The 12940-nt window shown below is 63.3% G+C and carries 16 protein-coding genes; 9 read left to right on the top strand and 7 right to left on the bottom strand.

Annotated elements, in window-relative coordinates; genetic code table 11:
* Positions 1-40 precede the first annotated feature (40 nt).
* Genes NMG46_RS09115 through NMG46_RS09095 form a run of 5 tightly spaced genes read right to left on the bottom strand, consistent with a single transcriptional unit; the run spans position 41 to position 4496 of the window.
* Positions 41-436: a hypothetical protein gene (locus tag NMG46_RS09115; protein ID WP_254817343.1), complete on the bottom strand. Its 396-nt coding sequence runs from the start codon at positions 434-436 to the stop codon at positions 41-43.
* A 45-nt stretch (positions 437-481) separates the two neighbouring features.
* The gene (gene dprA / locus NMG46_RS09110; RefSeq protein ID WP_254817342.1) at positions 482-1606 is read right to left on the bottom strand and encodes a DNA-processing protein DprA; all 1125 of its coding nucleotides are present in this window, start codon (positions 1604-1606) and stop codon (positions 482-484) included.
* A complete protein-coding gene (gene plsY, locus NMG46_RS09105) occupies positions 1603-2190 on the bottom strand; it encodes a glycerol-3-phosphate 1-O-acyltransferase PlsY (protein WP_254817341.1) in 588 nt (195 codons plus the stop codon). Before plsY ends, dprA begins: the two co-directional genes overlap by 4 nt.
* Positions 2191-2247: 57 nt before the next feature.
* Positions 2248-3534, bottom strand: a complete 1287-nt coding sequence (locus tag NMG46_RS09100; RefSeq protein WP_254817340.1) for a dihydroorotase — start codon at positions 3532-3534, stop codon at positions 2248-2250.
* A complete protein-coding gene (locus NMG46_RS09095) occupies positions 3531-4496 on the bottom strand; it encodes an aspartate carbamoyltransferase catalytic subunit (RefSeq protein WP_254817339.1) in 966 nt (321 codons plus the stop codon). The genes NMG46_RS09100 and NMG46_RS09095 overlap by 4 nt, the downstream gene beginning before the upstream one ends.
* A 155-nt stretch (positions 4497-4651) precedes the next feature.
* Here NMG46_RS09095 and NMG46_RS09090 point away from each other — a divergent pair, with 155 nt between their 5' ends.
* From NMG46_RS09090 to NMG46_RS09080, 3 genes are all read left to right on the top strand, one after another.
* Entirely contained in the window at positions 4652-6280 is a 1629-nt protein-coding gene (locus NMG46_RS09090; protein ID WP_254817338.1) for a DNA alkylation response protein, read from the top strand.
* A 159-nt stretch (positions 6281-6439) separates the two neighbouring features.
* Complete coding sequence (locus tag NMG46_RS09085) at positions 6440-6994, top strand: hypothetical protein (protein WP_254817337.1); 555 nt, start codon at positions 6440-6442, stop codon at positions 6992-6994.
* A complete protein-coding gene (locus NMG46_RS09080; protein WP_254817336.1) occupies positions 6994-7305 on the top strand; it encodes a DUF6105 family protein in 312 nt (103 codons plus the stop codon). Before NMG46_RS09085 ends, NMG46_RS09080 begins: the two co-directional genes overlap by 1 nt.
* Here the strand turns inward: NMG46_RS09080 and ruvX are convergent.
* The gene (gene ruvX / locus NMG46_RS09075) at positions 7272-7757 is read right to left on the bottom strand and encodes a Holliday junction resolvase RuvX (RefSeq protein ID WP_254817335.1); all 486 of its coding nucleotides are present in this window, start codon (positions 7755-7757) and stop codon (positions 7272-7274) included. The two genes, NMG46_RS09080 and ruvX, sit on opposite strands and share 34 nt — an antisense overlap.
* A 116-nt stretch (positions 7758-7873) precedes the next feature.
* Here ruvX and NMG46_RS09070 point away from each other — a divergent pair, with 116 nt between their 5' ends.
* The 6 genes from NMG46_RS09070 to NMG46_RS09045 all read left to right on the top strand — a co-directional run bounded on the left by NMG46_RS09070 (position 7874) and on the right by NMG46_RS09045 (position 12238).
* Positions 7874-8581 (top strand): metal-dependent hydrolase, encoded by a 708-nt coding sequence (locus NMG46_RS09070; RefSeq protein WP_254817334.1) that lies wholly within the window; start codon positions 7874-7876, stop codon positions 8579-8581.
* A gap of 23 nt (positions 8582-8604) precedes the next feature.
* Complete coding sequence (locus tag NMG46_RS09065; RefSeq protein ID WP_254817333.1) at positions 8605-9021, top strand: hypothetical protein; 417 nt, start codon at positions 8605-8607, stop codon at positions 9019-9021.
* A 75-nt stretch (positions 9022-9096) separates the two neighbouring features.
* Entirely contained in the window at positions 9097-9384 is a 288-nt protein-coding gene (gene gatC / locus NMG46_RS09060) for an Asp-tRNA(Asn)/Glu-tRNA(Gln) amidotransferase subunit GatC (RefSeq protein WP_023674910.1), read from the top strand.
* Between the two features lie 7 nt (positions 9385-9391).
* Positions 9392-9850 carry a GNAT family N-acetyltransferase gene (locus NMG46_RS09055; protein ID WP_254817332.1) on the top strand — a complete coding sequence of 153 codons (459 nt, stop codon included), beginning with the start codon at positions 9392-9394 and terminating at the stop codon, positions 9848-9850.
* A complete protein-coding gene (locus NMG46_RS09050) occupies positions 9850-11415 on the top strand; it encodes an amidase (protein ID WP_254817331.1) in 1566 nt (521 codons plus the stop codon). The genes NMG46_RS09055 and NMG46_RS09050 overlap by 1 nt, the downstream gene beginning before the upstream one ends.
* A gap of 28 nt (positions 11416-11443) precedes the next feature.
* Positions 11444-12238 (top strand): YdcF family protein, encoded by a 795-nt coding sequence (locus NMG46_RS09045; protein WP_254817330.1) that lies wholly within the window; start codon positions 11444-11446, stop codon positions 12236-12238.
* Here the strand turns inward: NMG46_RS09045 and NMG46_RS09040 are convergent.
* Positions 12187-12930: a DUF599 domain-containing protein gene (locus tag NMG46_RS09040; RefSeq protein WP_254817329.1), complete on the bottom strand. Its 744-nt coding sequence runs from the start codon at positions 12928-12930 to the stop codon at positions 12187-12189. The two genes, NMG46_RS09045 and NMG46_RS09040, sit on opposite strands and share 52 nt — an antisense overlap.
* Positions 12931-12940: the final 10 nt, after the last annotated feature.

Genomic DNA, 12940 nt, shown 5'->3' with positions numbered 1-12940 from the left:
GACATGGGTGACAGCCTCGTGCCGAACGCATGCAGTGGCGTTAGCCGCCCGCGCCATCGTCCATCATCGTGCCGGTGAGCGCCTCATAGGCTCTGCTGCACACCTGAGAACCCGGACAATCCTTCACGATAAGTACTGGCGCCACGGTAAGAACCGCCGCGGCAAGGATTTGCAGGAAAAGACCGACGGCGCTTACCTTCCTGCCGAACGCGCCGGCCAAGAAAAAGTAGAGACCCTGGGCCATGCAGGCTGCCGTCAGAATGCCCAGAAGCGTGCTGGTCGCTCTTGCGAAGGGCGTTATGTAGCCGTCGGGAAAACCCGACATGCCGAGATCCATCGACCATTGCAGCGCCAGCATGACGCTCAGCGCTGACCAGACAAGGGCCGTCGTACGAGTGAACAGCGTCTGCTTTGGTTTGTTGCTCGGATCGGCCATCGGATCACGTCGGAATTGCTTGCCGGGACATGCGCAAGTTCTGGGTCAAATCAGTGAGACGTTGCCGCCGGCATGGCGTTCGAGCCGGGCGGCGAGGTCGAGCTCCAGCAGCACCATGAACACTTGGGCGGGATGTAGGCCGGTGTGGCGGATGATCTCGTCCACTGATACCGGCGTCGGGCCGAGCGCTTCGACGACGCGGTCGCGATCGTCTTCGTGCGGCGGCGGTGTTGCCGAAAAGTCGGGCGGCTCTTCAAGCGGCGATGTCCTTGGCGACCAGCCGCCGACCAGCGGCGCTATGGCACTGGTGATATCGGCGGCCTCGGTCACAAGGGTGGCGCCGTCCTTGAGCAGGCCATTGGCGCCGGCGGCGCGCGGATCGAGCGGTGAACCGGGAACGGCGAAAACCAGCCGCCCCATCTCGCCGGCGAGGCGGGCGCTGATCAGCGAGCCGGAGCGCTGTGCGGCCTCGACCACCACCAATCCCAATGCAGCACCGGCGACGAGCCGGTTGCGGCGCGGAAAATCCTGTGCGCGCGGCTGCCAGCCGAACGGCATTTCGGAAATGATGGCGCCGCCACCCTCGGCGATCTCGTCGCACAGGCCGGCATTTTCGGGCGGGTAGGGCAAATCGAGGCCGCCGGCGAGCACGCCGATCGTGCCGGTCGAAAGGCTGCCCTGGTGAGCGGCCGTATCGATGCCGCGCGCCAGGCCGGAAACAATGCCATAGCCGTCGCGGCCGAGATCCGCCGCCAGCATCCGCGCCATCTTGATGCCTGCCAGCGATGCGTTGCGAGCGCCGACGATAGCGACCGCTGGCAAGCGGAACACCGCGCTGTTGCCCCTGACCGCGAGCAGCGGCGGCGGATGATCCATGCTTTTCATCAGCGGCGGATAATCCGCCTCGCCGATGCCGACGAAGCGGGCGCCGGCCCGCCGGGCCGTCTCCAGCTCCGCCTCGACCTCGGCAATGGACGGGATGCGGACGATTTTTTTGGCGCCACCCGAAATCATCAGCTCGGGCAGCATCGATAATGCTGCTTCGGCCGAACCGAACCGGTTGATCAGGTCGCGAAAGGAAGCCGGGCCGACATTCGGCGTGCGGATCAGACGAAGCCAGCTCAGCCGCTGCCGGTCGCTGAGGCGCGGCCCGGAGTCGGGCTCGCTCACTCCTTGGCCCCGATCTTACCCTCGGTGCCGGCAAGCAGCCGCGCAATGTTGGCGCGGTGCTTTACGATGACGATGAGGCTCATCGCCGCGAAAAGCCCGGCAATCTGCTGGGTGCTCAGGAAATACAGGGCAACGGGCACGACGACCGCTGCCGTCAGTGCCGCAAGCGAGGAGAAGCGGAACAGGAAGGCCACCGCCAGCCAGACGACGGCGAAGATCAGCGCCACTTGCCAGGCAAGGCCGATCAGCACGCCAAGGTAAGTGGCGACACCCTTGCCCCCCTTGAAGCCGAGCCAGACCGGAAAAAGATGACCTGAAAACGCGCCGAATCCGGCCCAAAGTCCGAGCTCGGGCGCAAAGCGGCCTGCGATCAACACCGCCGCGGTGCCCTTCAGCGCATCGAGCAGCAGCGTGGCCGCGGCCAAGCCCTTGTTGCCGGTGCGCAGCACATTGGTGGCGCCGATGTTGCCGGAGCCGATGTTGCGCACGTCGCCGAGGCCGGCGGCACGGGTGATCAGCAGGCCAAACGGGATCGAGCCGAGAAGATAGCCGAACACCAATGCCAAGACGGGACTGTAAACCATTGTTCCCCCGAACTTTCCTTGGCTGAGCGAATTTGAAGACGTGACACCCGCTTCGTCCTAGGCCGAAAACACTGTGCGACCCGCCACCATCGTTTGCAAGACCTTGCCTTGCAGTCGCGCGCCTTCGAAACAGGTGTTTTTCGAGCGTGAGCGGATGCCGCTCTCGCTAACGATCCATGGCTCGTCCAGATCGACGAGCGCAAGGTCGGCCAATGCCCCCGGTTTCAGCGTGCCGCCGGGCAGGCTGAACAATCTTGCCGGCGCGGTCGACAGCGTCTCGATCAGCCGCAGCAGCATCACGTCGCCATTGTGATAGAGCCGCAACGCTGCCCCCAGCAGCGTTTCCAGCCCGATGGCGCCGGCCGCAGCATCGGCAAAGGGCAGGCGCTTGGTGTCGACGTCCTGCGGGTCGTGCGAGGAGACGATGAGGTCGATGGTGCCGTCTTTGATCGCTTCGATCATCGCCAGCCGGTCTTCCTCGGCGCGCAGCGGCGGCGTCAGCCGGAAGAAGGTGCGGTACTCGCCGACATCGTTCTCGTTGAGCGACAGATTGTGGATCGACACGCCGGATGTGACATTGGCGCCTTCGGCCTTGGCTCGCGTCACAGCAGCCGCCGCCATCGCCGTCGAGATCTTGGCCGCGTGATAGGCGCCGCCGGTCAGCCGCGCCAGCGCCAGATCGCGCTCCAGCGGGATGGATTCGGCCTCGCGCGGAATACCGGCAAGGCCGAGCCAACTTGCATATAGGCCTTCATTCATCACGCCTGACGAGGCGAGATCGGCATCCTGGGTTTCGTGGGCGATCACGCCACCGAAATCGCGCGCATAGGTCAGCGCCCGGCGCATCACCAGCGCGCTGGATATGGTGTGGCGACCGTCAGTGAAGGCGACCGCGCCGGCTTCGAGGAGCAGGCCGAACTCGGTCATCTCACGGCCTTCGAGACCCTTGGTGATCGCCGCTGCCGGAAAGATGTTGACGATGGCTGTATCCTTGGCGGTGCGCAGCACAAACTCGACCAATGCGACATTGTCGATCACCGGGTCGGTATCGGGCATCATCACAATCGAGGTGACGCCGCCGGCCGCTGCCGCCACGCTGGCCGAGGCAATGGTCTCCCGGTGTTCGCCGCCCGGTTCGCCGATGAAGACACGCGCATCGATCAGGCCGGGGATGATCGCCTTGCCGGCGCACTCGATGATCGTGGCGGCTTCGGGCGCGCCCTGGTTCAAGGCCGCCTTGCCAGCGGCAACAATTTTGCGCCCTTCGACGATGACGGTGCCGATCTCATCGATGCCGCGCGATGGGTCGACGATGCGGGCGCGGCTGAAGACCGTTATGCTCATCGGCCCCGACCCTCGTGGTTTCGACGCGGGTCGAGCAGCGCTTCCATCACCGCCATGCGTACGGCGACGCCCATCTCAACCTGTTCCTGGATGACGCTTTGCGGGCCGTCGGCGATCTCCGAGGCGATCTCGACGCCGCGGTTCATCGGGCCGGGATGCATAACCAGCGCACCGTCCTTGGCCGCCTTCAGCTTCTCGGCGTCCAGGCCGAAATAGCGGAAATATTCGCGCACCGACGGTACGAAAGCGCCTTCCATGCGTTCGCGCTGCAGGCGCAGCATCATTACCACGTCGGCATCCTTCAGACCCTCGGCCATGGAACGGGTGACGATGACGCCCATCTTCTCGATGCCGGCGGGCAAAAGCGTCGAAGGGGCGACGACCCTGACCTGGGCACCAAGCGCGTTGAGCAGGATGATATTGGAGCGGGCCACGCGCGAATGCAGGATGTCGCCGCAGATCGCCACGATCAGCTTCGACAGCGGACCCTTGGCGCGGCGGATGGTCAGTGCGTCGAGCAGCGCCTGGGTAGGGTGCTCATGGGCGCCGTCGCCGGCATTGACCACCGAGCAGCCGACTTTTTGAGCAAGAAGAGCTGCCGCGCCGGCCGATTGATGGCGGATGATCAATATGTCGGGACGCATGGCATTCAGTGTCATCGCAGTATCGATCAGCGTCTCGCCCTTTTTCACCGAAGAGCTCGCTACGGACATGTTCATGACGTCGGCGCCGAGCCGTTTGCCGGCCAGCTCGAACGACGATTGCGTACGGGTCGAGGCTTCGTAGAACAGATTGATCTGGGTGCGGCCGCGCAGCGTCGATGTCTTCTTGTCCGATTGCCGCGAGATGGCAACGGCCTGGTCCGCCCGGTCGAGCAGAAGCTCTATGTCGGCGGGGGAAAGATCGCGGATGCCCAGAAGATGGCGGTGGGGATAAAGCGGCAGGGACGATGCGTCGGTCATCTCAAGTCGCTGCTATAGGGGGGAGGCTCCGCGGCTGCAAGCATCGGCTTGGGATTGGATCGGTTCTCCCCGGTATTTTCGTCGCGCGCCGCTGGCCATAGGCTATAAACCGCCTTGGCTTTGGATTCGCAGCCTTCAGGTGATAAGGACGAAGCGTGACTGACGACGTGACCAACCAGCCGCCGCCGCTGGCCGGCGGCAACGCCTGGCGGGGCGATCCGTTGCTGATCCAGCTTGCCGAGCGCTTTTCCGATCCGGTGCGTAAGGACCTCGACGGGCTTGGCCGTTTCGTTCTGACCCATGAGGCGCAGGAACTGGCTCGTCTTGCCAATGTCGAGACGCCGAAGCTCAGGACCCATGATCGCCAGGGCCGGCGCATCGACCAGGTCGAGTTCCATCCCGCCTATCACGCGCTCATGCGCCGCTCTGTTGCCAACGGGCTGCATTCGTCGGTTTGGGAGAATGGCGACGCCGAGATCGGCCGTCGCCACCAGGTGCGCGCCGCGCGCTTTTATCTCACGGCTGAGCTCGAGACCGGGCATCTCTGCCCGATCACCATGACCAGCGCTTCGCTGGCAGCGCTGATGGCCAGCCCGAAGCTGTTTCGCGAATGGGCGCCGCGGGTGACGACGCGCAAGTACGATCAAAGCCAAAAGCCGCCGGTCGAAAAAGCAGGGCTGACACTCGGCATGGGCATGACCGAGAAGCAAGGCGGCACCGATGTCCGCTCCAACGTCACCAAGGCGGAGCGCGCCGGCAGCGGGTTTTATCGCCTGACCGGCCACAAATGGTTCATGTCGGCGCCGATGTCGGATGCCTTCCTGGTGCTCGGACAGGTGCCGGAGGGACTGTCGTGCTTTCTCGTGCCCCGCTTGCTCGGCGACGGATCCGGTAACGGCTTCCGTTTTCAACGGCTGAAGGACAAGCTCGGCAACCGCTCCAATGCCTCGTCGGAGGTGGAATTCGTCAATGCCATCGGCGAGATGGTCGGCGAGCCCGGCGCCGGCGTAAAGACGATCATGGATATGGTGACCCTGACGCGGCTCGACTGCGCTGTCGCCTCGTCGGCGATCATGCGGGCCGGACTGGCCGAGGCTGTCCACCACACGCGCCACCGCAAGGTGTTTGGAACCAATCTGATCGAGCAGCCGCTGATGCAGCGTGTGCTGGCCGATATGGCGCTCGACGTTGCCGCCGCTACCGCGCTGTCGTTCCGGCTGGCGCGCTCCTTCGACGAGGCGGCCGGCGACCGCGGCGAGGCGGCCTTCGCCCGCGCCATGACGCCTGTCGTCAAATACTGGGTCTGCAAGATTGCGCCGCCGCTGCTCTATGAAGCGATGGAGTGCCTCGGCGGCAATGGCTATGTCGAGGAGGGGCCGCTCGCCCGCTACTATCGCGAAGCTCCGGTCAACGCGATCTGGGAAGGTTCAGGCAACGTCATGGCGCTCGACGTGTTGCGCGTGCTCGGCCGCGCGCCAGGCCTGTTCGACGACGTGCTGGCCGGCATCGACCGCGATCTAGGCGCCGGCGGACGCGGCACCGTCGGCGTGCTCAAGGCGGCAATGCAGGTCGCAGCAACCGACGAGGGCTCGGCGCGGCTGTTGACCGAGCAATTGGCATTGTCGGCGGCGGCGGCAGAGCTTCGCAGGCTGGGGGCAGGGCGGATCGCCGACGCCTTCGTGGAAACGCGCCTCGCCGGCCAGTGGCGCAATACCTATGGTATGATCGATTCGCGCCATGATGCCCGCATGATCATCGATACGCTCTACCCGCCGATCAACTAGGTGCCGTCGCCAAATTCGCTGCCGCTCTCGCGCCCCTGTGGATGGCCGTTAACCTTAACGAATGGTTTCCATTGCGGCGGCCGGTGGCAAAGCTCAATGTTATGGTTAAGGCAAGGACTGTTCAGCTTGAGCGGCTTTGCCCTGCGAAGCGGGAGCGTCATGCGGCATATTCTGAGCTCTTTTCTGGCATTGCATTGGGCGGCCGTTTTCGCCCTGCTGGCGTTCATCTGCATCGACGGGAATCGAGGCGTGGCGACGGCCCTTGGCGTACTGGGCGTTCCCGTCCAGAACACTCGATTTGCCGATCTCGAAAACGCCGTCGTCGTGGCACCCCTCGCCGTGGCACTGCTTGTCGTCGCGGTGTTGTTCTGCTGGGCCTTTGTTGAAGCACTGACCAGCCACGCGACCAACCCGGATCCTGCCGACAGTGTCGTGCGGATCGCCTTCATCTCCGCCTTGGGCGTGCTGTCGCTGATAGTCATCGGCGGCGCCGCGCAAGGCATCAATGGGCTGTTCATGGTTGTCGCGGTGCAATTGGCGGCACTTCTGGCGTCCTATGTCGCGATGCTCGCCGAGAGGCGGTCGGCCGTTGCCGCGGCAGTTCCAGGGACCGGCGACATCCGAGCGGCCGCGCATGTCATGGCCAAGGCAGCGGCGCATAATTCCTCGCTTGCCCGCATTTCCGGCCGGCTGGATTCGAGGGACGACCGCTGATGCGCACCTTGTTCGCGCTGTGGGCGGCTCCGCTCCTCTTGTTTTGGGGCTGGTTCTTTCTGTCGCTCAACGACATCAATTTCGGCTACATCATGCTGAGCCGTCAATTGCACGATCTCGTCTTCCAGCTCTATGGACAGATGCTCGGCGTCGATCCGGCACTCATTCCGGGCATGGTGGCGAAAGCTTGCGTGTTCGATGGGCTGCTGCTGACGGGGTTCTGGGCATTTCGCCGCCGCAAGGCGATTGGTGGCTGGATCACGGCGACGCGCAACCGTTATTTCGACCAGGCATCGACGCCGAGCACCTGAAGCCGGTCGAGAACGCCTTGGAGGATAAAAGCGGCCGCCGCAGAATCGATCTTGCCGGCGCGTTTCTTGCGGGAAAAATCCATCTCGATCAGTGTCCGCTCGGCCGCCACCGTCGACAGTCTTTCGTCCCAAAAGACGAAGGGCAGATCGGTCAATCCAGCCATATTGCGTACGAAAGCGCGGGATTTTTGGGCGCGCGCGCCTTCCGAGCCGTCCATGTTGATGGGGAGGCCGATCACCACGGCGCCGGCGTTTTCCTTCTGTAGCAGAGCGAGCAGCACTGCGGCATCGAGCGAGAATTTCCTGCGCATGATGACAGCGCGCGGGTGGGCGAAGGACAAGCCGCGATCGGAAACCGCCACGCCGATCGTCTTGTCGCCGAGGTCGAGACCGGCCAGGGTCTTGCCGCCGCCGAGCCGGGCCGGCAACTCCTCGATGGTGATGATGCCCAATGGCTTTTCCTTTGACCGCGACGCCGCACGTCGTATACGCGCAAAGCGTGCGTGGTACTTTAATTTCGCCGTCGGCCTTCTATCCTCTACCGAAGCAAAAATCGAGGAAAGCATTGATGAAACTGACCTGGTACGGACATTCGGCATTCCGAATCGACATCGAGGGCGCGAAAATCCTCATCGACCCCTATCTGGTCGGTAATCCGTCGTGGACGGGTGGGTGGGAAGGGCCGGCCGAAGGGGTCACGCACGTGTTGCTCACCCACGGCCACAGCGACCACATCAGCGGCGCCATCGAAGTGCTCAAGAAGAGCGGCGCGATGGTGGTCGCCAATTTCGAGATTTGCATGTACCTGGTCGGCAAGGGCGTCGGTAACAAGCAGATCAATCCCGGCAATATCGGCGGTACGGTCGATTGCGGCGGCTTCACCACCACCTTCGTTCAGGCTCTGCATTCATCGTCGTTTCCGGGCGAGGGCGGCCAGAACACCTATCTCGGCAATCCGGGCGGGCTGGTCCTGCACTTCCCCGAAGACAAGACGCTGTACCATATGGGCGACACCGACATCTTTTCCGACATGGCCCTGATCAACGAGTTGCATGAACCGAAGATCGGCATCGTGCCGATCGGCGATCGCTTCACCATGGGCGGCGCGGTGGCAGCCCTTGCCTGCCAGCGTTTCTTCAAGTTCGAGACGGTCGTTCCCGCTCATTTCGGCACATTTCCGATGATAGATCAGACCGCCGATAAGTTTGTGGCCGGGCTGGACGGATCGGGTGTGAAAGTGGCGTTGCCGAAGATCGGCGAGACGATTACGCTGTAGCGACAGCGAACCGGAATGACGACATGGATCTGAGAAACTCTCTTTGCATTTCCATGCTGGTTGCCGCGTCGCCGGCGCTGGCCGCCGAGGATTTCATCAACGGGGTCTATCTGCAATCGGAGGATCTCTGCGCGCAGGCCAAAAAGGATACGCTGCAGACGGTGATCGAGGGCGGCAATATCGTGCTGTCGGCAAATGGCCTGGAAAGCATCGAATATAATTGTGAATTCCTGCAGATCACCAAAGCGACACGCTCACCAAGCTGGGCGGTGACCGCTATATGCCAGGAGCCGGGCTACGTCTTTCCCGATGTTCTCTCACTGACACAGATGAGCCCGAAGCAGATCGACCTGGTATCGGTTCGGCCTGCCGCCGACGAAGGCGAGCAGGGCGGTAACGGCGGCAGTTATTTCCTCTGCGACGGCGTCACGATGCCATAGGGCCGTTGTCGGCACGATGCATGTTGCGCGGCACGCGTTGCGCCGCTATAGCGCTGGTTTTCCCCGAGGCACAACATGTCCGTTGATATAAAAACCGTGAAGCGCGTCGCGCACCTTGCCCGTATTGCGGTGAGCGAGGAGGATGCAGAGCGTATGACCGGCGAATTGAACGCCATTTTGGGCTTTGTCGAGCAGTTGAACGAGGTCGATGTTTCCGGCGTCGAGCCGATGACCTCGGTCACGCCGATGGCAATGAAAAAGCGCCAGGACGTCGTCACCGACGGCGGCAAGGCAGCTGACATCGTCGCCAACGCGCCAGCGACCGAAGAGAATTTCTTCCTTGTGCCGAAGGTCGTGGAGTAGCAGGCCGATGGCAATCGACATCGCCGCTGAGACGCCGCTGCAGGACGATGTGCGTGGGCTGGTCGAAGAGCTGAACGCCACATTGCTGGAGCTGACGCCGCCGGAGCATTGCTATCATTTGACCGTCGAGCAGATGGCGGATCGCGACACGACCGTTTTCATCGCCCGCGATAACGGCCTTGCCATCGCTTGCGGCGCACTGAAGCGCCACGATGCTGTGGTCGGCGAGGTCAAGCGGATGTATACGCGACCTTCGCATCGCGGCCGCAAGATCGGTGCGAAGATTGTCGAGCGCATCGAGGCGCTGGCGCGCCAAGAAGGGCTTAAGCGTCTGGTGCTGGAGACGGGGGACCGTCATCCCGCCGCCTGGACCGTCTACGAACGCGCCGGCTTTTCGCGCTGCGGCCCGGTACTGGATTATCCCGATTCCGAGTGGTCGGTGTTTTACGAAAAGAGCCTTGCCTGATGACCGACCTGACCCAGCTGACGATTTCGCAGGCCCGCACCAAATTGCGTTCCAGGGAAATCACCGCCACCGAAATCACCGAGGCCTATCTATCGGCGATCGAGCGAGCCAATCCGGCGCTCAATGCCTATGTCGTGGTCACCGACGACAAGGCGCGCGACATGGCCAAGGCCTCCGACGCGAAATTAGCCAAGGGCGAGGGCGGGTCGCTCGAGGGTATCCCGCTCGGCATCAAGGATTTGTTCGGCACCGAAGGGGTCCACACCCAGGCCTGCAGCCATGTGCTAGACGGCTTCATGCCACGCTACGAATCGACGGTCACGGCAAATCTGTGGGCGGATGGCGCCGTCATGCTCGGCAAGCTCAACATGGACGAGTTCGCCATGGGCTCGTCAAACGAGACCTCGTATTATGGGCCGGTCATCAACCCGTGGCGGCGTTCGCGCCTCGACACGGTGGTGATGCCGACGACACATCAGGGCGAGGGTGGCTTCGTTTCGGCGGGTGGCACCAGGACCGCGCGCACGTTGGACAATGCCCAACTGGTGCCGGGCGGTTCGTCCGGTGGATCGGCATCAGCCGTCTCGGCCTTCCTGTGCGCAGGCGCCACCGCCACCGACACCGGCGGCTCGATCCGCCAGCCCGCCGCCTTCACCGGTACAGTCGGCATCAAGCCGACCTATGGCCGCTGCTCGCGCTGGGGGATCGTAGCTTTCGCCTCGTCGCTCGACCAGGCCGGGCCGATCGCGCGCGACGTCCGCGATGCCGCGATCCTGTTGAAATCGATGGCTTCGGTCGACCCGAAGGACACGACGTCCGTCGACCTGCCGGTGCCGGATTACGAGGCGGCGATCGGCCGCCCGATCAAGGGCATGAAGGTCGGCATCCCCAAGGAATATAGAGTCGACGGCATGCCCGCGGAGATCGAAGCCCTGTGGCAGAGGGGCATTGGCTGGCTGAAAGATGCCGGCGCCGAGATCGTCGATATCTCGCTGCCGCACACCAAATACGCGCTGCCGGCCTATTACATCGTGGCGCCGGCCGAAGCCTCGTCCAACCTCGCCCGTTACGACGGGGTCCGCTATGGGTTGCGCGTGCCCGGCAAGGACATTGTCGACATGTATGAAAAGACCCGCGCCGCCGGCTTCGGGCGCGAGGTCAAGCGCCGCATCATGATCGGCACCTATGTGCTTTCCGCCGGCTACTACGATGCCTACTATCTGCAGGCGCAGAAGGTTCGAACCCTGATCAAGCGCGACTTCGAAAATGTGTTCGCCGCAGGCGTCGACGTCATCCTGACGCCGGCAACGCCTTCCGCCGCCTTCGGCATCGCCGACGAGGACATGGCCGCCGACCCGGTCAAGATGTATCTCAACGACATTTTTACGGTGACGGTGAACATGGCCGGCCTGCCCGGCATAGCGGTTCCGGCTGGGCTCGACGCCAAGGGGCTGCCGCTCGGCCTGCAACTGATCGGCCGGCCCTTCGACGAGGAAACGCTGTTCCAGACTGCCCATGTCATCGAACAGGCGGCCGGCACATTTCAGCCGGATAAATGGTGGTAGGATCGTTTCTCATCTGAGGGGGTGAGGGATGTTCTTCTATGTCTCCAAGATTCTCTGGTTCTTCGTCCAGCCGTTGAATCTGGCGATCTTCCTGCTGCTGGCCGGGCTGGTCGCGGCGATGTTCGGCCGGCGGCGATTGGCGGCCGTCGGCAGCACTCTTGCCTTCCTCATCCTTGTTGTTGCGACATGGAGCCCGCTCGGCCCCATGATGCTAAATCCGCTGGAGGAGCGCTTCCCCAGGCCGCCGCTGCCGGAAAAGGTTGACGGTATCATAGTGCTTGGCGGCAGTCTGGATGGCGCCGTCAATCTGGTGCGTGGCGGCTATGAAATGAACTCCAGTGGCGACCGGATGGTCGAGGCGGCCGTGCTGGCGCGGCGGTTTCCGACAGCGAAAGTCGTTATCTCCGGTGGCAGCATCGAAACCTTCCGCGGCGGCGAAGGCGATGCAGATACCGCACCGCGTCTTTTTGCCGCTTTCGGCGTGGCGGCCGATCGGTTGATCCTCGAGAACAAATCCCGCAACACCTACGAGAATGCTGTCTTTACCAGGGAACTGGTGATGCCGAAACCAGGCGAGACCTGGTTGCTGGTGACCTCGGCCTTCCACATGCCACGCGCCAAGGCGCTGTTCGACAAAGCCGGCTTTTCGACCATTCCGTGGCCAGTCGACTATCGCACCTCCGGCAGGGAAGGCATCGCCACGTTCCCCTATCCCGGCGACTGGCTGGAGGTCACCACTGTTGCGATCCGCGAATGGATAGGGCTTACCGCCTACTGGCTGTCGGGCCGCATCGATCGGCCTTTTCCCGGGCCGGGCGGCTGACCGAGCACCGCCTGCCGCGCCGCCGAGAAAAATTGGCGGCGCACCAGCACCGCCAGCAGCAGCAGCGTCGATAGCACAAAAACGGCGGGATCGACGAACCAGCCAAGATAGCCAATCGAGAAGAACACGCCGCGCAGGCCCGAATTGAAATGCTTCCCGGCCAGCATGTTCATGCGCGCCGCACGCCAGACTGCCGTTTCGGTGACCGGATTGCGCGACGCCTCGCCATGCGGAATCGGCACGGCTCCGATCAGGATCGAGCAATAGTTGAACAGCCGGTAAGCCCAGCCGAACTTGAAGAAGGAAAAGGCCAGGATCAGCACCAGGCCGAACACCTTCGTCTGGAACGCCGCGCGTGAGGGCGTAGCGCCAAACGGCAGGTCACCCAGCACGGTCAGAACCTGGTCGGAGGCGCCGAGCAAAGCAAAACAGCCGCCGATCGCAATCAGCGAACTCGAGGCAAAGAAGGCGGTTCCCTGCTGCAGGCCGCTCATGATGGCGGTGTCGACGATGCGGATCTCGCGCTCGGCCATGGTCCGCATCCAGGCCTCGCGCTGCGCGTTCATCGCCCTCGTCAGCGACATGCGGCTGACCAGCATTCCGTCGGCGGCGAGCGTATGCAGCACCCACGCGGCAAGGAAGAACCCCAGCGCCGCAAGGTCGGCCATCGATAGATGAAAGGAATCGCTCATGCGGTGCTTT

This window comes from Mesorhizobium sp. LMG 17147, from assembly GCF_024297145.1.
Lineage (GTDB): Bacteria > Pseudomonadota > Alphaproteobacteria > Rhizobiales > Rhizobiaceae > Mesorhizobium.
This window is presented reverse-complemented; position numbering and strand designations above follow the sequence as displayed.